Below are 20,919 nucleotides of genomic sequence, written 5' to 3'. Positions count from 1 at the left end.
CTTCCGTACGACCGTACGATGGAGGGGGTCCAGTGCCGTATCTAGGAGGATGACCGTGGCCGACGAGCTCAACCCGGAGACCCCGGAGAACGAGTCCGAAGAGCCGATCAAGCAGCGCAAGAACGGGCTGTACCCGGGCGTGTCCGACGAGCTGGCCGACAGCATGAAGTCCGGCTGGGCCGACACCGAGCTGCACGACCTGCGGCCGATCCCGCAGGCCGCCGAGACCGCCGCGCGCCGCTCCGCGCTGTCGGCGCGCTTCCCCGGTGAGCGTCTCGTGATCCCCGCGGGCAACCTGAAGACCCGCTCGAACGACACGGAGTACCCCTTCCGGGCCTCCGTCGAGTACGCGTACCTCACCGGCAACCAGACCGAGGACGGCGTGCTCGTCCTGGAGCCCGTGGCCGACGGGCACAAGGCGACCATCTACCTGCTGCCGCGTTCCGACCGCGAGAACGGCGAGTTCTGGCTGTCCGGGCAGGGCGAGCTGTGGGTGGGCCGCCGGCACTCCCTGACGGAGTCCGAGGCGCTGTACGGCATCCCGGCCTCCGACGTCCGCGAGCTGGCGGACGCGCTGCGCGAGGCGACCGGTCCGGTGCGGGTCGTACGCGGGTACGACGCCGGCATCGAGGCCGCGCTGACCGACAAGGTCACCGCCGAGCGCGACGAGGAGCTGCGGGTCTTCCTCTCCGAGGCGCGGCTGGTCAAGGACGAGTTCGAGATCGGCGAGCTCCAGAAGGCGGTCGACTCGACGGTTCGTGGGTTCGAGGACGTGGTGAAGGTCCTCGACAAGGCCGAGGCGACCTCCGAGCGGTACATCGAGGGCACGTTCTTCCTCCGCGCGCGGGTCGAGGGCAACGACGTCGGCTACGGCTCCATCTGCGCCGCCGGTCCGCACGCCTGCACGCTGCACTGGGTGCGCAACGACGGGCCCGTGCGCTCCGGGGACCTGCTCCTCCTGGACGCCGGTGTCGAGACGCACACGCTCTACACCGCCGACGTCACGCGCACGCTGCCGATCAGCGGTCGCTACAGCGCCGTTCAGAAGAAGATCTACGACGCCGTGTACGAGGCCCAGGAGGCCGGTATCGCGGCGGTGCAGCCCGGTGGCAAGTACCGCGACTTCCACGACGCCGCGCAGCACGTGCTGGCCGAGAAGCTCGTCGAGTGGGGGCTGGTCGAGGGTCCCGTCGAGCGGGTGCTGGAGCTGGGGCTTCAGCGGCGGTGGACGCTGCACGGGACCGGGCACATGCTCGGGATGGACGTGCACGACTGCGCTGCCGCGCGGACCGAGACGTATGTCGAGGGGACGCTGGAGCCGGGGATGGTCCTGACGGTCGAGCCCGGGCTGTACTTCCAGGCCGACGATCTGACGGTGCCGGAGGAATACCGGGGTATCGGTGTGCGGATCGAGGACGACATCCTCGTGACGGAGGACGGGAACCGGAACCTGTCGGCGGGGCTTCCTCGGCGGTCGGACGAGGTCGAGAGCTGGATGGCTGCGCTGAAGGGCTGATGTAGGGCTGGACGGCCGGGTACCAAAGGGGTGCCCGGCCTTTCGTTGCGGTCTGCGGGGTTGTGGGGGCTTGTCGCGCCCACGCGGTGGTAGCCGCACATCGATACAGCCGCGCGCCTCTGGGGGGTTGGTGTGGACCTGCATATTGAGCTCGGTTCTGTTGAGGGGCGGCGGGCCGGGCTCGAGCGTGCCTTGCGGGATGCCGTACGTGATGGGCGGCTGGCGCCCGGGGCTCGGTTGCCTGCGACCCGGCGGCTGGCCGCGGAACTCGGTGTCTCGCGCGGGACCGTGAAGTCGGCTTACGACCAGCTCGTCGCCGAGGGGTATCTGACCGCTCGGCAGGGCTCCGGCACACAGGTCGCCTCCTTGCCGTCGGTCGACGAGGAAGCGCCTGGAACGGCGTCACGCGTGCGTGCCCCTGGCTTCGATCTGCGGCCCGGCAGCCCGGACGTCGGGGCGTTCCCGGCGGCCGCCTGGCTGCGGGCGCTGCGCAGGGCCATCGCCACGGCGCCCTCACTGGCGTACGACTATGGCGATCCGCGCGGGCGCGTCGAGCTGCGGGCCGCGCTGTCCGGGTATCTGGGGCGGGCGCGAGGGGTCATCGCGCCGCCCGAGCGGATCGTGATCACGTCCGGGTATGTGCAGGGGCTCGCGCTGCTCACGCGCGTGCTGGACGGTGGCGAGATCGCCATGGAGGATCCGGGGCTGGCCTTCCACCGGGAGGTCGTGCGCAGGGGCGGCGGGAGCGTCGTGCCCGTACCGGTCGACGAGAAGGGTGCGCGTGCCGAGGAGTTGGGGGACGCGAGAGCGGTCGTACTCACTCCCGCCCACCAGTACCCGACCGGGGTGACGTTGCATCCCGAGCGGCGGCGGGCGTTCACCGACTGGGCACGCACGCGTGGCGGGCTGATCGTCGAGGACGACTACGACGGGGAGTTCCGCTACGACCGGCAGCCCGTCGGTGCGTTGCAGGGGATGGCGCCGGGGCATGTGGTGTATCTCGGCACCGCCTCCAAGACGCTGGGGCCCGCGCTGCGGCTCGGGTGGATGGTGCTGCCGCCGCACCTGGTCGACGCGGTCGCCGACGCCAAGCTGCACAGCGATCACCACACCGAGTCCATCGGGCAGTTGGCGCTCGCCGAGCTCATCGAGAGTCATGCGTACGACCGTCATGTGCGCGCCTGCCGGCTGCGGTACCGGCGGCGCCGGGACCAGTTGCTGCACCGGCTCGGGGAGCGGCGGCCGGTGCGGGGGATCGCGGCCGGGCTGCACGCGCTGGTGGAGGTCGCGGACGAGAAGGAGGCCCTGGCGCGGGCGGAGGCGGAGGGTCTCGCCGTCGGGCACCTGGGGGACCACTGGCACGCTCCGGACGCCGAGGGGCGGCCTCAGGGGCTCGTGGTGGGGTACGGGACGCCGCGGGAGCGAGTGTATCCCGAGGCGTTGGAGGTGCTGGGGAAGGTGCTGGACGGATTGGGCCAATAAATTGGGTCAATAAGAGGGGCGTCTATTGGGTCTGTAGTGGGGTCCAGTTGCCTTCTACCGTCGTAGACATGACGAACTCCCTCGTCCCGCCCGCGGGGCCGCAACGCGTCCTGGCTCTGGCCCAGTTGACCAATGCCGTCGGTGACGGCGCCTACCTCGTGACCTCGGCGTTCTACTTCACGCACGTCGTCGGCCTCTCCCCCGCGCGCGTGGGGCTCGGGCTGACCGTCGGATGGGCGCTCGGGGCGGTGGCGGGTGTGCCGCTGGGGCGGCTCGCGGACCGGCGCGGGGCGCGCGGTACGGCGGTGCTGCTGGCGCTGGCGGCGGGGCTCGCGGTGGCGTCGTTCCTGTTCGTCCGGGGTTTCCTGCCGTTCGTCGCGGTCGCGTGCGCGTACGCCGCCGCGCAGTCGGGGCTGGCCGCGGCCCGGCAGACGCTGCTGGCGGGGCTGGTGCCCGCCGGGGAGCGGACCGGGGCGCTGGCGTATCTCCAGTCGGCGTTCAACGCCGGGCTCGCGGTGGGTGCGGGGCTGGGCGGGCTGGCGATCCAGGCCGGGACGCGGGAGGCGTATCTCGCGGTGTTCGCGATGGACGCGGTGACGTTCCTGGTGTGTGCGGGGGTGCTGCTGCGGCTGCCGTCGGTGGCGCCGGTGCCGGTGCGGAAACGTCACGGCCTCGGTGTCGTACGGGATCGCCGTTATGTCGCCGTCACGGCTCTCAACACCGTCCTGCTGCTGCGGATGCCGCTGCTCAGTCTCGGGCTTCCGCTGTGGATCGCCGAGCGCACACAGGCGCCGGCGTGGCTGGTGTCCGCGCTGTTCGTGCTCAACACGGGGGCCGTGATGGTCTTCCAGGTGCGGATGGCGCGCGGTGTCACGGGGATCGGGTCGGCGGTCGGCGCGGTGCGGCGGGCCGGGTGGGTCATGCTCGCGGCGTGCGCGGTGTTCGCGCTGTCGGCCGGTGCGTCGCCGTGGGTCGCCGCCGGGGTGCTGGTGGCCGGAGCGGTCCTCCAGGTCGTCGCGGAGATGGGGCAGTCGGCCGGATCGTGGCAGCTGTCCTTCGATCTGGCCCCGGCCGGCCGGGTGGGTGAGTACCAGGGGTTCTTCGGAACGGGCGTGACCGTGGCGCGGACGCTGGGTCCGCTCGTGGTGACCACGCTGCTGATCGGGTGGGGGACGGCGGGCTGGTTGCTGCTGGGAGGGGTGACGCTGATGGCCTCGTACGCCATGGGACCGGCGGCGCGCCGGGTCACCGCCTCCCAGCCGGACGTCACGCGGCGGCCCGTGCTCGTGAACTGACCGTCGCCGGGAGCGAGTCCAGGAACAGGGCCCCCGCGAGCAGCCCCGCGCTGCCACGGGGGCTCCACGCGCGCGCGTGCAGGTCCTCGTCGAAGGCGACCAGGGCCGTGGCACCGGCCTCGGTGGACGTGCCGCCGGCCTCCAGGATTCCGCGGGCGCCCGCCTGGACGTGGCGCAGGCCGAGCGGGCCCGCGGCGTACAGGAGTTCGGTGTCCTGGAGGGTGGACATCACGGTGAGCAGGGCGTCGAGCCGGGCCTGTGCCTCGGTGGCGCCGGCCGCGCGGGCGGCGGCGAGGGCGTCCAACGCCCGCCGTACGTGCGGAAATCCGGCCCGGGCCTCGCCCCTCGCCCCGGCGGCGCCGTACTTCGCCGACACCGACGAGCCGTGCGAGGGCTTGCGCGGGGCGCGTTTGTCGGTGTGCCGGGCGATGCCCTTGGCGGTCGCGGCGATGTCCGTCGCCACGGCCCCGGGGGTCAGGGCGGCCGCGGCGACCAGCAGGCCGAGGGCCCACGTGGCGCCTCGGTGGCCGCCGCCCGCCAGGCGCACCGAGTGCTCGGTGCAGCGGCCGATCGCGCCGAGTTCCGTACGGAGTCCGGGGGTGGGTTCGCCGGTGCGGCGGGCGGCGGCGGCCATCGCCGCGAGGCCGGGCACGAGTGCCTTGGCCGACCAGCGCAGCAGGCAGTGGTCCCGGCGGGTGACGCGGGCGTCGAGGTCACGCGGATCGGGCAGCCCCGGCTTGGGGGCCAGGGCCAGCTGTCCGGTCAGGGCGGTCACGGCGGCCTGCGCCAGAGCTTCGTCCTCGCGGCTGCTCATGGCCGCCTTACGAGGACGCGGAGGCCGACGGGGAGGCACTGCCGGTCGGGGCGTCGCTCGGCGGGGTGCCCGTCGGCGCGCCGCTCGGCGGGGTGCCGCCACCGCCGCTGCCGGCGCCCGTGCTCTCGGCGTCGGGATCGATGCCGAGGGTCAGGAAGCCCTTGTAGCCCTTGGAGGGGTCCTTCTTGTGGACGGCCTTGAGGGTGAGCAGACCGCTGGAGGCGCCGCCGCCGTCGTACACCATGTCGTTGTCGAGGGTGGTGTAGCTGCCGGAGTGCCGGGAGTAGGGCTCCAGCGTGAAGATCTCCTCGGCGACGGTGTCGTCGAAGAAGAACTGGCCGGTGTAGTTGACCTTGCCGCCCTCGTAGGTGCCGTCCTCCTTCTCGCCGCCGGTGTGGACCTTGACGTGGATGTGGCAGGTGCGCGGGGTGTACCAGCCGGGGAAGATCGTCTCGAACTTGACGACCCCGTTGCCGTTGGCGATCTGGTAACCGCGCAAGTAGGTCTGGTCGTTGGCGGTCGAGCCGTCCTCGCTCTCGGCGGGGGCCGAGCCGCCGGGGTTGGCGGTGGTGTAGCCGGAGTAGTAGCCCCAGGCGTCGCAGTGCCAGATCTCCACGGCCGCGCCGGGGACCGGGGTGCAGCCGTCGGTGGCGTCGACGACGGTGAGGCGCAGGGTCAGCGGGACACCGCTCTTGCCCTCGGTGATGTCCTTTCTGACCAGGGCGCCGTCGAGGTAGTACGGACCCTCGGTGACGCTCGTCATGAGCGTCATGCACTCGCCGCCGGTGCTGGTGGCGGACGCCGAGGCCGTCGCGTCGGCGGTGGTGGCGTCGTCGGCGAAGGCCGACTGGTAGCCGGCGACGGCGAGGCCGCCCGCGGCGACCGTACCGCCCGTCACGGCGATGGCGCGGCGCCTGGTGATCGTCTTGTCCTTGTGGTTTCCCGTCATGACCAGGACGCTATGGACGGTGTCCGTCAGGTGGGTTGGGGGGCGCTGAGAGCCGCCTGTGAATGCTGCGGAAGCTGAAATTCCGCGTCGTCGCCCGGGGCGGGGGCGGGGGCGCTACACCGCCATGAGCGGAGCGTCCTTCTTCCACTTGAGGATCTTGTCGAAGCTGACCACCGCACCGCCCCGGCCCGGCTTGTCGCCGATGTGGACGTGGTCGGCGAGCTCCTGGATCAGACACAGCCCGCGGCCGTGCTCGGCCTCGCTGGGGGCGCGCCGGACCACCGGGGAGGGGCGGCCGAAGCCCGGGCCCGAGTCCGCGACCTCGATACGACACTTCTCACCGTCCAGATAGGCGGTGACCCGGTACGCCTCCGAGGTGCCGTCCTGCCCGGTGTCCCCGCCGTGCTCGACGGCGTTCGCGCAGGCCTCGCTGAGGGCCACGGAGAGGTCGTAGGAGACATCGGGGTCGACGCCCGCGGTCTCCATCGTGCCGAGGAGCAGCCGTCGCGCGAGCGGCACGCTCGCGGCTTCGCGGCGCAGATGGAGTGACCACCAGATGCTCATGCTCCAGCCTCCCGGCCGCGGCTCGACATACCGTTACCTATTGCCGCCAGTGGCCGGGTGTAAGCACACAGTTGACGTGACGCCGCCCATATGGGGGATGCGTATCGGGCGGTGCATGGGGTATGTGGGGCGGTTCGTATCAGAGGGTGATCTTCTGGTCGTACCACTCGTACGTCATCTTGTGGACCTGCCGTATGGCCGCCGTGAGCCCAGTGCGATGATGAGCCCGCCATGTCTGCCCCCCACCAGCGCACCGGAGCCGTTCTCCGGCTCCTGCGGGCCGCGGTGTTCGCCGCGGTCTGTGTCGTGCTGGCCGCGGCCGGGCACACGATGGCCGCCTGCGCGGCCGTTCCGCTGTGGACGCTGGGCGCGGGATTCCTCGGAGTCCTCGCGGTCGCGGCACCGCTCGCCGGGCGGGCGCGTTCGCTGGCCGGGATCGCGGCGCTGCTGGCGGTCGGACAGACCGTGCTGCACACGCTGTTCGGGCTGGGACAGCACGGTACGGCCGCCCAGTCGATGTCCTCGATGCCCTCGGACGCCTCGCTGGTGGAGCAGGCCGCGCGACTGGTCTGCGGGACCACCGCGGCGGCGATCAGCCCCACCCAGGCGGTCCGGATCCTCACCGAGGCACGCCTCTACCAGGGCACGCACACGCACGGCTCGATGGACACCATGTCCACCACCGGCGCCTCCACCTCGCTGATGCCCTCCGTGCCGATGCTGCTCGGCCACGTCCTCGCGGCCCTCGCCGCCGGCTGGCTGCTGCGCCACGGCGACCTGGCCCTGCTGCGGCTGACCGAACTGTCGGCGCACGGCGTCGCTCAGGGGGCGCTCGTACGGTCTTTGCGCGGGGCGCTCGCGCTGGTGCGCGCCCTGCGGGCCGGGCTGCCGGGTGCGCCGGAGGCCGGTCCGCGGCTGCCGCGCACCGATCTGCTCACGCCCCCTGAACCTCGTACGACCGCACTCCGGCACGCGGTGATCAGGCGCGGTCCGCCCGCCGCCGACCGTCTCGTCCTCGCCGCCTGACACGACGCGAGCACCCCTTCCCGAGTTGGGGGCCGCCGTCGTGCGGCCACACACGCGTGCCTGTGTTTCCGAGTGATCGGGCACCTCTGCGCGCGCGTGCCCCTCTTCAACTCCGGAATCACACGCGAAGTGGAGTGCTCTCTTTCATGAAGGTTTCTCGTCTCGCCGCCGTCGGCGCCATCGCCGCCTCTGCCGTCGTCGTCCTGTCCTCCCCCGCGTTCGCGCACGTCACCGTGCAGCCCGAGGGCACCGCGGCCAAGGGCGGTTACGCGGTCGTCGACTTCAGGGTCCCCAACGAGCGCGACAAGGCCTCGACCACCAAGCTCGAGGTCAGCTTCCCGACCGACCACCCGCTCGCCTCGGCGATGCCGGAGCCGGTCGCCGGCTGGACCTCCAAGGTCACCAAGACCAAGCTGGACAAGCCGATCGAACTGCACGGCCAGAAGATCTCCGAGGCCGTCTCCAAGGTCACCTGGACCGCCACCGGCAAGGGCGTCGAGGCCGGCTACTTCCAGAAGTTCCCGATCGCCATCGGCGCCCTGCCCGAGGACGCCGACGAACTGGTCTTCAAGGCGATCCAGACGTACTCCAACGACGAGGTCGTCCGCTGGATCGAGGTCCAGGAGGACGGCCAGGAGGAGCCCGAGAACCCGGCTCCCGTGCTGACGCTGTCCGAGGCCTCCGAGGGGGGCCACCACGGCGCCTCGGCGACCGAGGAGGCGTCCGACGACACCGAGAACGCCGCCGCCGAGACGGCCGCCCCCGCCGACAGCAGTGACACCACCGCGCGCGTGCTCGGCGTGGTCGGCATCGCCGTCGGTGTGGTCGGGGTCGGCTACGGCGTGCTCGCCGGCCGTCGGCGCACCACCGACGCCTGAGGTCCACCCTTCCGCGCGGTGCACCGGGGTCGTACAGCACGACCGCACGACCCCGGTGCATCCCGGAGCCTTCACATCTGGGACATTTTTCTATGCGCAAGAAGACGTTCGCCGCGGCCGCCCTGCTCGCCGCCGCCTCCCTGACGCTGACCGCCTGCGGCAGCGGTGACGACAGCGACTCGCCCGTCTCGGTGGTCTCCGAGGAGGCGGGTTCCGACAAGGCCGCCACCGTCCTCGACAAGCCGTTCGAGAAGCCGGACCTCGTCCTCACCGACACCAGCGGCGAGAAGTACGACCTCCGCGAGCAGACCAAGGGCCGGCCGACGCTCATCTACTTCGGCTACACCCACTGCCCCGACGTCTGCCCGCTGACGATGAACAACATCGCCGTCGCCAAGAAGCAGCTGACCAAGGCGCAGCAGGACGAGCTGCGGATCGTGTTCGTCACCACCGACCCCGACCGGGACACCCCGAAGGCGCTCGGCACGTGGCTCAAGGGCATCGACTCCCAGGTCGTCGGCCTGACCGGCGACTTCGACACCATCCAGGCCGGCGCCCGCACCCTCGGCATCTCCATCGAGCCGCCGCACAAGGACAAGAACGGCAAGATCGTCTCGACGCACGGCACGCAGGTCGTCGCGTTCTCGCCGAAGACCGACGGCGGATACGTCCTCTACGGCGAGGACGCCACCGTCGACGACTACACCAAGGACCTCCCCAAGCTCATCAAGGGAGAGAACCCGTGAGCCGGTTCCCGCTCCTCGCGGCCGCCGCGGTCGGCGCCCTGGTGCTGACCGGCTGCTCGGACTCCGGCTCCGAGGACGGACAGGCCGAACTGTCCGTCAGCGCCGCCTACATGCCCCAGCCGGTCTCCGACTCCATGGCGGCGGGCTTCCTCACCATCACCAACAAGGGCGGCGCGAAGGACGACCTGACCTCGGTCACCAGCGATGTCGGCCGGGTCACCGTGCACAGGACCGTCGACTCCGCCATGGAGGAGGTCAAGAGCCTCGATGTGCCGGCGCACGGTCAACTCGTGTTCAAAAGCGGCGGCAACCATCTGATGTTCGAGAACCTGAAGCGGAAGCCGAAGCAGGGCGAGACGGTCTCCGTGGAACTGCACTTCGCGAAGTCCGGTCCGGTCACCGTCGAGATGCCGGTGAAGTCCGCGACGTACAGCCCCAAGACCGGGCACTGAGGGAGGGACCACCTTGACGCAGACCATCGCCCCCCGCGTCCGGAACCTGGTGCTGCTGTTTCTCGCGGCCACCGGACTGCTTCTCGCCGGTGCCGGACCGGCCTCCGCGCACGCCGCGCTGACCGGCAGCGACCCCCAGCAGGGGGTGGTGGTCGACAAGGCCCCGACCCAGGTCTCGCTGACCTTCTCCGAGAAGGTCGCGATGTCCGACGACTCCCTGCGGGTCCTGGACCCCAAGGGCAAGCGCGTCGACACCGGCAAACCGTCCGAGGTCAGCGGCACGACGTACGCCGTCCAGCTGCACAGCGGACTGCCCGACGGCACCTACACCGTCACCTACCAGGTCGTCTCCGAGGACAGCCATCCCGTCGCCGGGGCCTACACCTTCTCCGTCGGCGCCCCCTCGAAGACCACCGTCTCGGCCTCCGGCCCGACCGCCGGCGGCGGAGTCGTCGGCTGGCTCTACGGCCTGGGGCGCTACGTCTCCTACGCCGGGTTCATCGTCATGGTCGGCGGCGCCGCCTTCGTACTGGCCTGCTGGCAGCGCGGTTCCGGCGTACGGGCCCTGCAACGGCTCGTCGTCTCGGGGTGGCTCGCGCTCACCTCGGCCACGCTCCTGCTGCTGCTCCTGCGCGGCTCGTACACCAGCGGCGGCAAGCTCGGCGACGTCTTCGACCTGAGCCTGCTCGGACAGGTCCTCCAGACCAAGACCGGCGCCTCGATGGTCTCCCGGCTGCTGCTGCTCGCCGCGGCGGCACTGTTCATCGCCGTGCTCTTCGGGGCGTACGACAAACGCGAGGACCAGGAGAAGCGGGACCTCACCTTCGGGCTCTCCCTCGGCGGCACCGTCGTGGCCGCCGGGCTCGCGGCGAGCTGGGCGATGGCCGAGCACGCCTCGACCGGGCTCCAGACCGGTATCGCGATGCCGGTCGACGTGGTGCATCTGCTGGCGGTCGCGGCCTGGCTGGGCGGGCTGACCGCCCTCCTGGTGACGCTGTACCGGGCGGACACCCCGATCGAGCGCTCCGCCGTACGCCGCTTCTCCCGCCTCGCGTTCAGCAGCGTCCTCACCCTCGTCGCCACCGGCGTCTACCAGTCGTGGCGCCAGCTCGGTTCCTGGTCGGCCTTCACCGACACGACGTACGGACAGCTGCTGCTCGTCAAGATCGGGCTCGTGACGCTGCTGGTGGGGATCGCGTGGATCTCCCGGCGATGGACCGCGCGGCTGAGCGACGGGGCAGCGGCGGAGGCCGGCGCGGTGGAGGTCGGCGCGGCGGAGGCCGGCGCAGCGGAGCTGGAGAAGGAGCACGTCCGTGCCGGCGCCGCGGCCTCCGGTGGCGGCGAGGGCGACTCGAAGCGGGCCGCCCAGCTCGCGCGGCAGCGGGCCGCCGTCAACACGGCACGGCAGAAGCGGCAGCGGGACGCCGACCCGGACCGGTTCGGGCTGCGCCGCTCGGTGCTCGCCGAGGCGAGCGTCGCCGTCGTCCTGCTCGCCGTCACCACCGTGCTGACCCAGACCGAGCCCGGCCGCACCGAGGAGGAGGCCAAGGCGGCCACGTCGTCGTCCTCTTCCTCCTCCACCTCGTCCTCGGGCGCGCTGACCCTCGACATGCCCTTCGACACGGGCGGCGAGGACGGCAAGGGCCTGGTGCGGATCGACCTCGACCCCGCGCGCGTGGGCGCCAACGAGATGCACGTCTATGTGGAGCGGCCCAATGGGCGCGGCTTCGACGTGCCCGAGGTGAAGGTCTCCTTCACCCTCGAGTCCCAGGACATCGGACCGCTGCCCGTCGTCCCCGACCACATCACCACCGGCCACTGGTCGGCGAGCGGCATCCAGCTCCCCGTGGCGGGCGACTGGAAGATCGCGGTGACCGTGCGGACCTCCGACATCGACCAGACCACCGTCTCAAAGAACGCGCAGATCGGCTGAACCACCATGGCTGACCAGTCCATCCCGGACGTCCGTACTCCCGAGCAGGCACTTAATGACGGCGCTTCGGAAAACGCCGTCATTAAGGAAGGCGTTTCGCGGCGCCGCCTGCTCGGGACCGCCGGTGCCACCGGACTCGTGCTCGGCGCGGCCGGCGGGGCCGTCGGATATGCCGCCCGGCCCTCCGAGGCGACGCCGCTCGCCTCGGTCGGTGCCGACGAGGCGATGTTTCACGGGAAACATCAGCCCGGCATCCTCCAGGGCCTCCAGGCCCGCGGCCACCTCGTCGCCTTCGACCTGGCGGCGGGCGCGGGCCGCAAGGGGGCAGCGGCTCTTCTGCGGCGCTGGTCGGAGACGGCACGGCGGCTGATGGCGGGCGAGGCGACCGCGTCCGGCGACACGGATGTCGCGCGGGACGCCGGTCCGTCGGCGCTCACCATCACCTTCGGGTTCGGGCACAGCTTCTTCGCGCGCACCGGCCTGGAGAAGCAGCGCCCGGTCTCCCTCGACCCGCTGCCCGACTTCTCCTCCGACCAGCTGGACAAGGCGCGCAGCAATGGCGACCTGTGGGTGCAGATCGGCGCCAACGACGCACTGGTGGCCTTCCATGCCCTGCGCGCGATCCAGAAGGACGCGGGGAGCACGGCCCGCGTCCGGTGGCAGATGAACGGGTTCAACCGGTCGCCGGGCGCCACCGCCCACCCCATGACCGCCCGCAACCTCATGGGCCAGATCGACGGCACCCGCAATCCGAAGCCGAGCGAGCCCGACTTCGACCAGCGGATCTTCGTGCCGGCGTCCGGTTCGAAGGACCCGTCATGGATGGCGAACGGCTCCTACGCCGTCGTACGCCGTATCCGGATGCTCCTCGACGACTGGGAGAACCTCTCGGTCACCGAGCAGGAGAACGTCATCGGGCGCCGCAAGGCGAACGGGGCGGCGCTGTCCGGGGGCTCCGAGACGACCGAGATGGACCTGGAGAAGACGGATGCCAAGGGCAATCTGGTCGTCCCGATCAACGCCCACGCGCGCATCACCCGGCCCGACCAGAACGGCGGGGCGGCGATGCTGCGGCGCCCGTTCTCGTACCACGACGGCATCGGCACGGACGGGGTGCCGGACGCGGGGCTGCTCTTCGTGTGCTGGCAGGCCGACCCGCTGCGCGGCTTCGTCACCGTGCAGCGCAAGCTCGATCGCGGTGACGCCCTGTCGAAGTACATCCGGCACGAGTCGAGCGGGCTGTTCGCGGTGCCGGGTGGGGCGGCGGAGGGGGAGTACGTGGGGCAGCGGCTGCTCGAGGGGTGAGCGGGCGTGGGGTCCGGGGAGGGTCACGCGAACGCCCGGGGCGGCCCGCGGTCACGCCGGTTCACTCAGCGGAGGGGCTGCCGTGAGACGAGTGCACCGGGTTCCGCAAGGCCCATTAGGGTGAGGTCATGCCAGCGAGCTATGCGTATCTCGGTCCCGAAGGCACCTTCACCGAAGTCGCCCTGCGCACGCTTCCGGAGACGGCCACGCGGGAGCTAGTCCCGTACGTTTCCGTGCAGTCCGCGCTGGACGCGGTGCGCGCGGGCGAGGCCGAGGCCGCGTTCGTCCCGATCGAGAACTCCGTCGAGGGCGGCATCACCACCACCCTCGACGAGCTGGTCGCGGGCGCCCCGCTGATGATCTACCGCGAGGTGCTGCTCTCGATCACCTTCGCGCTGCTGGTCAGGCCCGGCACCGAGCTGTCGGAGATCAAGACGGTCTCCGCGCACCCGGCCGCCCAGCCGCAGGTCCGCAACTGGCTGAAGAAGAACCTCCCGGACGCCCACTGGGAGTCCGCCGCCTCCAACGCGGACGCCGCGCGGCTGGTCCAGGAGGGCCAGTACGACGCCGCCTTCGCGGGCGAGTTCGCGGCCGCCCGGTACGGCCTGGAGGCGCTGGAGAGCGGCATCCACGACGCGGAGAACGCCCAGACCCGGTTCGTGCTGGTCGGCAGGCCGGCCCGGCCGGCGGCGCCGACCGGCGCGGACAAGACGTCCGTGGTGCTGTGGCAGCGCGACGACCACCCCGGCGGTCTGCGCGATCTGCTGGGCGAGTTCGCCACCCGTGGCATCAACCTCACGGTGCTCCAGTCCCGGCCCACCGGCGCAGGCATCGGCAACTACTGCTTCTGCATCGACGCCGAGGGCCACATCTCCGACCGCCGGGTCGCCGAGGCCCTGATGGGGCTCAAGCGGATCTGCCTCGATGTGCGGTACCTCGGCTCGTACCCGCGTGCGGACGTGACCACGGCCGACGTACAGCCGCCGCTGCGCGGGACGTCGGACGAGGAGTTCGTGGCGGCGGCGGACTGGGTGGCGCGCTGCCAGGACGGACGTTTCTAGCAGGCGTCCGGCAGGGGTACGCCGGGTTTCCGGCCGTTCCTACCTGCATATTTTTTGTTATCCACAGGCGTTATCCACAGGCTGCCGTCTCGACCTGGGGACAAGTCGACACGGAAGCGCTACCTAGTCGACAAATCGCCCTACAGCCCTCAACTTCGTCCACAGCTCCACAGGTCACCCTTCGTCCACCCGTTTCCATCGATCAATCCTTTGGAGCGACCCATTTCCACTCGAAAGTGGGCGTGAGCAGGGTTTGGATCGGGAATTCTCAGCCCCGTGAAGCCGATTCGGAATGATCACTTCCGACATCCACAGATCTTTCGCACACCCTGTGGATAACTCGTTCGGGGTGTGGATTCCTGTGGACAGAGCACTCGCCAAGTCCCCTTCCGCACAAGGGAATCGAGTCAACCTGGCGTTAACCTCGTGCCTCGTTCCAGGGAGTGAGACGCCTTTTATTGACACGGTACGCAATTCCCCCATAACGGTACGTAAGCCGTAGTTCGGAATAGCGAGTCGTGGGCTCTCACCAGGCACCGGTAGCCTTGGCCGCGTGATTGACCTTCGCCTGCTCCGTGAGGACCCCGACCGAGTGCGCGCCTCCCAGCGCGCCCGTGGAGAGGACGTCGCGCTCGTCGACGCCCTCCTGTCTGCCGACGAGCGGCGCAGGTCGTCCGGCGTCCGCTTCGACGAGCTGCGTTCCGAGCAGAAGAACCTCGGCAAGCTCATCCCCAAGGCCTCCGGCGACGAGAAGGCCGAGCTCCTGAAGAAGGCGGGCCAGCTGGCCGCCGACGTCAAGGCGGCCGACGCCGAGCAGCACGAGGCCGACGAGGAGACCAAGCGCCTCGCCCTCCAGCTCGGCAACCTCGTCCACCCCGACGTCCCCGTCGGCGGCGAGGAGGACTTCGTCGTCCTGGAGACGCACGGCACCATCCGCGACTTCGGCGCCGAGGGCTTCGAGCCCAAGGACCACCTGGAGCTCGGCGAGGCGCTAGGCGCCATCGACGTCGAGCGCGGCGCCAAGGTGTCCGGCTCGCGCTTCTACTACCTCACCGGTGTCGGCGCGCTCCTGGAGCTCGCCCTCGTCAACGCGGCGATCGCCCAGGCCACCGAGGCCGGCTTCATCCCGATGCTCACCCCCGCGCTGGTCCGCCCGCGCGCCATGGAGGGCACTGGCTTCCTCGGCCAGGCCGCGGAGAACGTGTATCACCTGGAGAAGGACGACTACTACCTGGTCGGCACCTCCGAGGTCCCGCTCGCCGCGTACCACATGGACGAGATCCTCGACGCCGACAAGCTGCCGCTGCGCTACGCCGGCTTCTCGCCGTGCTTCCGCCGCGAAGCCGGCACCTACGGCAAGGACACCCGGGGCATCTTCCGCGTGCACCAGTTCGACAAGGTCGAGATGTTCTCGTACGTCGCCCCCGAGGACGCCGAGAACGAGCACCAGCGCCTCCTGGACTGGGAGAAGCAGTGGCTGACCGGCCTGGAGCTGCCCTTCCAGGTCATCGACGTGGCCTCGGGCGACCTCGGCGCGTCGGCGTCCCGCAAGTTCGACTGCGAGGCGTGGATCCCGACCCAGGGCAAGTACCGCGAGCTGACCTCGGCCTCCAACTGCGACAGCTTCCAGGCCCGCCGCCTGTCGGTGCGCCAGCGCGACGGCAAGAAGGTGCAGCCGCTCGCGACGCTCAACGGCACGCTGTGCGCCGTACCGCGCACGATCGTGGCGCTCCTGGAGAACCACCAGCAGGCCGACGGCTCCGTGTACGTGCCGCCGGTGCTGCGTCCGTACCTGGGCGGGCGTGAGGTGCTGGAGCCGATCGCCAAGTGAGTACGGCCGCGGGGTTCCCGTTCAAGCTGATCGCGACCGACCTCGACGGGACGCTCCTGCGCTCCGACGAGTCGGTCTCGCAGCGCACGCGTGACGCTCTCGCGGCGGCGACCGAGGCCGGTGCGGCGCACATCGTCGTCACCGGCCGCGCGGTGCCGTGGACGCGGCACATCCTGGACGACCTCGGCTACGAGGGCCTCGCGGTCTGCGGGCAGGGCGCGCAGGTGTACGACGCCGGCGAGCACCGTCTGCTGACGTCCGTGACGCTGGATCGGCAGCTGGCCGGTGTCGCTCTCGCGAAGATCGAGGCGGAGGTCGGGCCGCTGTACCTCGCGGCGAGCCGGGACGGTCTCGAGGGTGAGGTGCTGGTGGGGCAGGGGTACGCGCTCACCGGCGACCTGCCCACGACGCCCTTCACGGATGCGGCCGATCTGTGGTCCGCCCCGCTGAACAAGATCTACATACAGCATCCGGAGCTGTCGGACGACGAGCTGGCGGAGGCGTCTCGGCGGGCGGCGGGTGGGTTCGTGACCGTCGCGATGGCCGGGGCGGGGATTGTCGAGCTGCTGCCGTTGGGGTTGTCGAAGGCGACGGGGTTGTCGCTGGCGGCTCGTCGGCTCGGGTTGAAGGCCGCGGACACGATTGCCTTCGGTGATATGCCGAATGATGTGCCGATGTTCGGGTGGGCTGCTCGGGGTGTGGCCATGGCCAATGCGCATGAGGAGCTCAAGGCGGTGGCCGACGAGGTGACCGCGTCGAACGAGGACGACGGGATCGCAGTGGTCCTGGAGCGTCTGCTGGGTTGAGGCGGTGTGATGACTGCGGGCCCGTCGTGGCTGGTCGCGCAGTTCCCCGCGCCCCTAGGTGGGTGCACTTAACGTCTTGCGGAGGATGCACGGATCGAACGTGCGCGGGGTTTCCCCCGACCGCGGCTTAGCAAGCCGGTGCCTTTCCACTCGGCCAATCCTCCGGGTGGGCGGCCCACGCGAGAGCGACATCGCGTGCTCGAAGCGGCCGCCCCGGGCAGCTCCCGACGAGCGGGTTCGACGGCGGCGTAACTACACCGGAACCCGCCGCGGACTGCCCTGAAGGGAGCTGGACGTACTGTCGTGCATGGACATCGCCCGGCTCCTCTCCCAGAACGTGGCGCCGGAGTCACTGTCCGGCGTGGACACAACCATCGTGCCGGTACGCCGAGTTGGGCGCCACTGATTTAATCGGCCGGGTGTTCGCCTACCGCCGCCACCACTTGCGGCGCGCCTTGCTGAAGAACCAGCCCGCGGGCGGCTCGTCGGAACGCCACGGCTGCGGCTCGGGCTTCTGGTCACGCCAGCGTGCCGTGAGCATACGGGCCCGGGCGGACGGCTCGGAGGTCTCCGCTGAGCGTATGAAGTCCTCGTCCAGGACGAGGTCGTCCCAGGTGTCGTCCCCGGACCGGGCCCGCCCGTCGTAGTGCGCGTCCGCCATCCCCGTTCCTCCTCGCAGTGCATCCCCTTTTGCCCAGTCTGCCTGGGCACAGGTGAAGTCCCTGTCAATAAGCCCGGCGTCTACTCCTCGCCCGCCAGCGTCAGCGTCCGCAGCTTCTGTCCCGCGTACCAGGTGGCGAGGACGGTCACCGCGACCAGCAGCACCGTGGCCGTCGTCAGTCCGACGTCCGAGGTGACCAGGTCCCCGCCGGCGACCTTGTGGGCCACCGCAAGGGACCACTGCTGGACGCTGAGCGTGCGCGCCCCGGCGACCAGGGAGCCGAACAGGGCCTCCCAGACCAGGGCGTAGACGAGGCCGAAGACCACCGCGTGCCGGGACACCGTGCCCAGCAGCAGGAACAGCGCGGCGTAGGCGATGGAGGAGACCAGCGCGGCCACCGTGTAGGCGACGGCGATCTGCTGGCCGTTGCCGTTGAGGATGAAGCCCGCGATCAGGGTCGGCAGCGCCGAGAACACCATCGTCACGGCGATCGCCACGATCAGCTTGGTGAAGATGATCGTCGGCCGCTTGATCGGCTTGGACAGCAGATACACCACGGAGCCGTCGTCGATCTCCGGGCCGATCGCGCCCGTGCCGGCGATGACGCCGATGATCGGCACCATCGTGGCGAGCGCGAGCCCACCCAGCAGGTCGGCGGTGGTCTGGTCGTCGGCGCCGACCAGAGCGCGCACGATCACCGCGATCAGGATCAGCAGAGCGGGCAGGGCGCCCAGGATGAGGGCCCGGCGGCGGCCGAGCAGAGCCCGGTAGGTGAGTCGGGCGACTGTGGGGTCGTACATCTTCGGCCTCCTACGCCGCGACCAGATACGAGAACACGGACTCGAGGGACTCGTCGGACGGCGAGACCGTGAGCAGCCGGATGCCGTGGTCGCGGGCGACCTTGGGCAGCAGCGCGGTGAAGCGGCCGAAGTCGACGGCCTGGATGCGCAACGCGCCCTCCGCCAGGTCGACTTCGATGCCGGATGTCGACGGGTCGGCGATCAGCGCGGCCGCGAGAGCGCGGTCGTCGCTGGAGCGCACCAGATAGCGGTGCGGCCGGTCGGTCATCAGGCGGCGGATCTTGCGGAAGTCACCGCTGGCCGCGTGGCGTCCGGCCACCACGACCTCGATGTGCCAGGCGAGTTGCTCGACCTCTTCGAGGATGTGGGACGAGAACAGCACCGTGCGGCCCTCGTCGCCCATGCGGCGCAGCAGGTCCATGAGCTGCATGCGCTGGCGCGGGTCCATGCCGTTGAAGGGCTCGTCGAGCAGGAGCAGCGACGGGTCGTGGACCAGGGCACTGGCCATCTTCACGCGCTGGCGCATGCCCTTGGAGTACGTCTGGATCTTGCGGTCCTGCGCGTACTCCATCTCGACCGTGGCCAGCGCCTTCTGGGCTGCCTTGGCTCCCAGGCCGTGCAACTCGGCGTTGGCGACGACGAATTCGCGGCCGGTGAGGAAGTCGTACATCGCCTCGCGCTCGGGGACGATGCCGATGTGCTTGTAGATCGCCTCGTTGCGCCACACCTGCTGGCCGTCGAGGGTGACGGTGCCGGTGGAGGGGGCGAGGAAGCCGCCCATCATGTTGATGAGGGTGGACTTCCCGGCGCCGTTGGGGCCGAGGAGGCCGGTGACGCCGGGGCCGATCGTCATGGTGATGTCGTTGACGGCGACCACGTTGCCGAACCAGCGGGAGACGTGGTCGATGCTGAGCGTGGTCACAGTCCGACCTTTCGGTAGCGGCGCAGCAGAAGGCCGTAGCAGGCGGCGATGAGGCCGAGGACGGCCAGGGCGTAGACCACGCCCTCGCCGTTCGACGGGCCCACCGCTCCGGGGAACGCCGAGCTCGCGCCGAGGAAGGCGGTCTGGAGTCCGTCGATGAGGGTGACCGGGGAGAACAGCCCGATCCACGGGACGGCGTCCGTGCTGCCCTGGGCGTCGGCGATGGCCTGGAGCGTGGAGACCGCGCCGTAGGAGATCGTCATGACGGCGATCACGGCCGCGATGCCGAAGCCGCGGCGCGGGGTGACCGAGGCGATGACCAGGCCGATGCCGGCGAAGAGCAGCGAGAGCAGTGCCACGGAGACGAGTCCCTGCGCGAATCCCTTGGTCTGGTCGGCGAAGTCCAGCTTGGCCAGCAGGGCGCCCACATAGAGCACCAGCAGCGGGGCCGCGGTGAGGATGAACATGGCCGAGGCCAGCGCCGCGTACTTCGCGCGGACGTAGTCGGCGGTCTCGATCGGCCGCGAGAAGTACAGCGGCACGGTCTTGAAGCGCAGGTCGCGCGAGACGGACTGGGGTGCCTGGGAGGCGATGTAGAGGCTGATGACGGCCTGCATGACGATCGCGTAGCGCGTGTAGTCGACGGGCAGGTCGTTGGCCTTGGTGGCGACCGCGACGGCGACCATGATGGCCGCGGGCACGCACATCACCACGAACAGCAGCATCGGCAGCACCTTGGACTTGACCGAACGGCCCAGGCCGTAGGAGCCGCGCAGGGACTGCGAGTAGAGCGAGCGGGTCGCGTAGGAGCGGCCCAGGCGCGGGCCGTCGTAGGTGCGGTAGCCGATGTTGTGGATACGGGTCTGATCGCCTGCGGGGGCGGTGACCGGGTGCTCAACTGCCATGGCCGACGGCCTCCTTCCGCTGCTCGCCGTTGTCCTGGTCGTCCTTGAAGACCTCGGAGATGTGATGCCGGCGCTGCTCCATGCGCACCAGGCCGAGGCCGAGGTCGGCGACCGCGTCCCGGACGACGTCGTAGGTCTCCTCGCCCTGCGCGGTCAGCAGCAGGATGTGGCCGGCGCCCGGCAGGGCGCTGTTCGCGTCCAGGACCTCCACCCCGCGCGCGTGGAGCGCCTCGCGCACCGCGCGGGTGCCGTCCGAGTGCGCGTCGGTGTCGGTGACCTCGATCGCCAGGGTGGTCGTGGTCTGGGTGAAGTCGGTGGTGGAGCTGGAGCGCAGGAGCTTGCCGCCGTCCACGACGACGACGTGGTCGCAGGTGCGTTCCAGTTCGCCCAGCAGGTGCGAGGTGACCAGGACCGAGATGCCGAAGTCGGTGTAGATGCGCCGGATCAGGCCCAGCATGTCGTCGCGGCCGACCGGGTCGAGGCCGTTGGTCGGCTCGTCCAGGAAGACCAGCTGCGGGTCGTGGACGAGGGCCTGGGCCAGCTTCACGCGCTGCTTCATGCCCGTCGAGTAGCCGCCGATGGGGCGGTAGCGCTCCTCGTACAGGCCGACATGGCGCAGCGTGTCCGCGGTGCGTTCGCGCGCGGCGGCGGGCGGCAGGCCGGACATGCGCGCCATGTGGACGACGAACTCGGTCGCCGAGACGTCGGGCGGCAGACAGTCGTGCTCCGGCATGTACCCGACGCGCTCGCGGATGGCGCCGCCCTTGGTGGCGACGTCGAGTCCGAGCACTTCGGCGCGGCCCTCGGTGGCGGGGGACAGACCCAGCAGGATCTTGATCAAGGTGGACTTGCCGGCTCCGTTCGCTCCGACGAGTCCGGTCACACCGGGCCCGACGTCGACGGAGAGCCGGTCAAGCGCGGTCACCCGGGGGAACCGCTTGCTCAGGCTTTCGGTCGCGATCACAGTCACGTC

General features: G+C 70.7%; 20 protein-coding genes and 1 tRNA gene. 12 read left to right on the top strand and 9 right to left on the bottom strand.

The features are described 5' to 3' along the window. Nucleotides 1-49: 49 nt before the first annotated feature. The 3 genes from ACFY0U_RS12040 (at nucleotide 50) to ACFY0U_RS12030 (ending at nucleotide 4,293) form a co-directional block, all read left to right on the top strand. Entirely contained in the window at nucleotides 50-1,516 is a 1,467-nt protein-coding gene (locus ACFY0U_RS12040; protein WP_388633926.1) for an aminopeptidase P family protein, read from the top strand. 132 nt (nucleotides 1,517-1,648) lie between these two features. Further along, a complete protein-coding gene (locus ACFY0U_RS12035) occupies nucleotides 1,649-2,998 on the top strand; it encodes a PLP-dependent aminotransferase family protein (RefSeq protein WP_388633923.1) in 1,350 nt (449 codons plus the stop codon). Between the two features lie 68 nt (nucleotides 2,999-3,066). After that, nucleotides 3,067-4,293 carry an MFS transporter gene (locus tag ACFY0U_RS12030; protein WP_388633921.1) on the top strand — a complete coding sequence of 409 codons (1,227 nt, stop codon included), beginning with the start codon at nucleotides 3,067-3,069 and terminating at the stop codon, nucleotides 4,291-4,293. On the opposite strand, the gene ACFY0U_RS12025 is transcribed toward ACFY0U_RS12030, so the two are convergent. The 3 genes from ACFY0U_RS12025 to ACFY0U_RS12015 form a co-directional block, all read right to left on the bottom strand. Then, the gene (locus ACFY0U_RS12025) at nucleotides 4,265-5,107 is read right to left on the bottom strand and encodes a triphosphoribosyl-dephospho-CoA synthase (protein WP_388633919.1); all 843 of its coding nucleotides are present in this window, start codon (nucleotides 5,105-5,107) and stop codon (nucleotides 4,265-4,267) included. The genes ACFY0U_RS12030 and ACFY0U_RS12025 overlap by 29 nt on opposite strands. A 7-nt stretch (nucleotides 5,108-5,114) precedes the next feature. Beyond that, nucleotides 5,115-6,056: an intradiol ring-cleavage dioxygenase gene (locus ACFY0U_RS12020; protein WP_388633917.1), complete on the bottom strand. Its 942-nt coding sequence runs from the start codon at nucleotides 6,054-6,056 to the stop codon at nucleotides 5,115-5,117. Nucleotides 6,057-6,170: 114 nt separating this feature from the next. Then, entirely contained in the window at nucleotides 6,171-6,620 is a 450-nt protein-coding gene (locus tag ACFY0U_RS12015) for an ATP-binding protein (RefSeq protein ID WP_388633914.1), read from the bottom strand. 231 nt (nucleotides 6,621-6,851) lie between these two features. Here ACFY0U_RS12015 and ACFY0U_RS12010 point away from each other — a divergent pair, with 231 nt between their 5' ends. The 9 genes from ACFY0U_RS12010 to ACFY0U_RS11970 all read left to right on the top strand — a co-directional run bounded on the left by ACFY0U_RS12010 (nucleotide 6,852) and on the right by ACFY0U_RS11970 (nucleotide 16,658). Continuing rightward, nucleotides 6,852-7,646 (top strand): hypothetical protein, encoded by a 795-nt coding sequence (locus ACFY0U_RS12010; RefSeq protein WP_388633912.1) that lies wholly within the window; start codon nucleotides 6,852-6,854, stop codon nucleotides 7,644-7,646. Between the two features lie 146 nt (nucleotides 7,647-7,792). Then, entirely contained in the window at nucleotides 7,793-8,524 is a 732-nt protein-coding gene (locus tag ACFY0U_RS12005; protein ID WP_388633909.1) for a YcnI family protein, read from the top strand. A gap of 92 nt (nucleotides 8,525-8,616) precedes the next feature. Continuing rightward, complete coding sequence (locus ACFY0U_RS12000) at nucleotides 8,617-9,270, top strand: SCO family protein (protein ID WP_388633906.1); 654 nt, start codon at nucleotides 8,617-8,619, stop codon at nucleotides 9,268-9,270. Next, the gene (locus ACFY0U_RS11995; protein WP_388633903.1) at nucleotides 9,267-9,722 is read left to right on the top strand and encodes a copper chaperone PCu(A)C; all 456 of its coding nucleotides are present in this window, start codon (nucleotides 9,267-9,269) and stop codon (nucleotides 9,720-9,722) included. Before ACFY0U_RS12000 ends, ACFY0U_RS11995 begins: the two co-directional genes overlap by 4 nt. 13 nt (nucleotides 9,723-9,735) lie before the next feature. Continuing rightward, the gene (locus ACFY0U_RS11990; RefSeq protein WP_388633900.1) at nucleotides 9,736-11,655 is read left to right on the top strand and encodes a copper resistance CopC/CopD family protein; all 1,920 of its coding nucleotides are present in this window, start codon (nucleotides 9,736-9,738) and stop codon (nucleotides 11,653-11,655) included. Nucleotides 11,656-11,661: 6 nt separating this feature from the next. Further along, entirely contained in the window at nucleotides 11,662-12,960 is a 1,299-nt protein-coding gene (gene efeB / locus ACFY0U_RS11985) for an iron uptake transporter deferrochelatase/peroxidase subunit (protein WP_388633897.1), read from the top strand. 128 nt (nucleotides 12,961-13,088) lie between these two features. Continuing rightward, complete coding sequence (pheA, locus tag ACFY0U_RS11980) at nucleotides 13,089-14,021, top strand: prephenate dehydratase (protein ID WP_388633893.1); 933 nt, start codon at nucleotides 13,089-13,091, stop codon at nucleotides 14,019-14,021. 553 nt (nucleotides 14,022-14,574) lie between these two features. Beyond that, nucleotides 14,575-15,852, top strand: coding sequence for a serine--tRNA ligase (gene serS, locus ACFY0U_RS11975; RefSeq protein WP_388633890.1), 1,278 nt, complete (start codon nucleotides 14,575-14,577; stop codon nucleotides 15,850-15,852). Beyond that, nucleotides 15,849-16,658 (top strand): HAD family hydrolase, encoded by an 810-nt coding sequence (locus ACFY0U_RS11970; RefSeq protein ID WP_388633887.1) that lies wholly within the window; start codon nucleotides 15,849-15,851, stop codon nucleotides 16,656-16,658. Before serS ends, ACFY0U_RS11970 begins: the two co-directional genes overlap by 4 nt. A 79-nt stretch (nucleotides 16,659-16,737) precedes the next feature. Here the strand turns inward: ACFY0U_RS11970 and ACFY0U_RS11965 are convergent. The 6 genes from ACFY0U_RS11965 to ACFY0U_RS11940 all read right to left on the bottom strand — a co-directional run bounded on the left by ACFY0U_RS11965 (nucleotide 16,738) and on the right by ACFY0U_RS11940 (nucleotide 20,910). Next, nucleotides 16,738-16,822: transfer RNA gene (locus ACFY0U_RS11965), tRNA-Ser, on the bottom strand. A gap of 263 nt (nucleotides 16,823-17,085) precedes the next feature. After that, nucleotides 17,086-17,319, bottom strand: coding sequence for a hypothetical protein (locus ACFY0U_RS11960; protein WP_388633884.1), 234 nt, complete (start codon nucleotides 17,317-17,319; stop codon nucleotides 17,086-17,088). 80 nt (nucleotides 17,320-17,399) lie between these two features. Next, nucleotides 17,400-18,119 carry an ABC transporter permease gene (locus tag ACFY0U_RS11955; protein WP_388633881.1) on the bottom strand — a complete coding sequence of 240 codons (720 nt, stop codon included), beginning with the start codon at nucleotides 18,117-18,119 and terminating at the stop codon, nucleotides 17,400-17,402. A gap of 10 nt (nucleotides 18,120-18,129) precedes the next feature. Further along, nucleotides 18,130-19,041 (bottom strand): ABC transporter ATP-binding protein, encoded by a 912-nt coding sequence (locus ACFY0U_RS11950; protein ID WP_388633878.1) that lies wholly within the window; start codon nucleotides 19,039-19,041, stop codon nucleotides 18,130-18,132. Further along, nucleotides 19,038-19,946 (bottom strand): ABC transporter permease, encoded by a 909-nt coding sequence (locus ACFY0U_RS11945; protein WP_388633875.1) that lies wholly within the window; start codon nucleotides 19,944-19,946, stop codon nucleotides 19,038-19,040. Before ACFY0U_RS11945 ends, ACFY0U_RS11950 begins: the two co-directional genes overlap by 4 nt. Continuing rightward, nucleotides 19,936-20,910, bottom strand: coding sequence for an ABC transporter ATP-binding protein (locus tag ACFY0U_RS11940; protein WP_388634326.1), 975 nt, complete (start codon nucleotides 20,908-20,910; stop codon nucleotides 19,936-19,938). Before ACFY0U_RS11940 ends, ACFY0U_RS11945 begins: the two co-directional genes overlap by 11 nt. Between the last annotated feature and the right edge of the window lie 9 nt (nucleotides 20,911-20,919).

The organism is Streptomyces sp. NPDC001536 (assembly GCF_042894505.1).
GTDB lineage: Bacteria > Actinomycetota > Actinomycetes > Streptomycetales > Streptomycetaceae > Streptomyces.
This window is presented reverse-complemented; position numbering and strand designations above follow the sequence as displayed.

Excerpts from the sequence above, each read along its gene's own strand:
- ACFY0U_RS11945 (WP_388633875.1), bottom strand. The coding sequence starts at position 19,946 with ATGGCAGTTGAGCACCCGGTCACCGCCCCCGCAGGCGATCAGACCCGT.
- ACFY0U_RS12025 (WP_388633919.1), bottom strand. The coding sequence starts at position 5,107 with ATGAGCAGCCGCGAGGACGAAGCTCTGGCGCAGGCCGCCGTGACCGCC.
- ACFY0U_RS11960 (WP_388633884.1), bottom strand. The coding sequence starts at position 17,319 with ATGGCGGACGCGCACTACGACGGGCGGGCCCGGTCCGGGGACGACACC.
- ACFY0U_RS12010 (WP_388633912.1), top strand. The coding sequence starts at position 6,852 with ATGTCTGCCCCCCACCAGCGCACCGGAGCCGTTCTCCGGCTCCTGCGG.
- ACFY0U_RS11955 (WP_388633881.1), bottom strand. The coding sequence starts at position 18,119 with ATGTACGACCCCACAGTCGCCCGACTCACCTACCGGGCTCTGCTCGGC.
- ACFY0U_RS12015 (WP_388633914.1), bottom strand. The coding sequence starts at position 6,620 with ATGAGCATCTGGTGGTCACTCCATCTGCGCCGCGAAGCCGCGAGCGTG.
- ACFY0U_RS12030 (WP_388633921.1), top strand. The coding sequence starts at position 3,067 with ATGACGAACTCCCTCGTCCCGCCCGCGGGGCCGCAACGCGTCCTGGCT.
- ACFY0U_RS12040 (WP_388633926.1), top strand. The coding sequence starts at position 50 with ATGACCGTGGCCGACGAGCTCAACCCGGAGACCCCGGAGAACGAGTCC.
- ACFY0U_RS12000 (WP_388633906.1), top strand. The coding sequence starts at position 8,617 with ATGCGCAAGAAGACGTTCGCCGCGGCCGCCCTGCTCGCCGCCGCCTCC.
- efeB (WP_388633897.1), top strand. The coding sequence starts at position 11,662 with ATGGCTGACCAGTCCATCCCGGACGTCCGTACTCCCGAGCAGGCACTT.
- ACFY0U_RS12005 (WP_388633909.1), top strand. The coding sequence starts at position 7,793 with ATGAAGGTTTCTCGTCTCGCCGCCGTCGGCGCCATCGCCGCCTCTGCC.
- ACFY0U_RS12020 (WP_388633917.1), bottom strand. The coding sequence starts at position 6,056 with ATGACGGGAAACCACAAGGACAAGACGATCACCAGGCGCCGCGCCATC.
- pheA (WP_388633893.1), top strand. The coding sequence starts at position 13,089 with ATGCCAGCGAGCTATGCGTATCTCGGTCCCGAAGGCACCTTCACCGAA.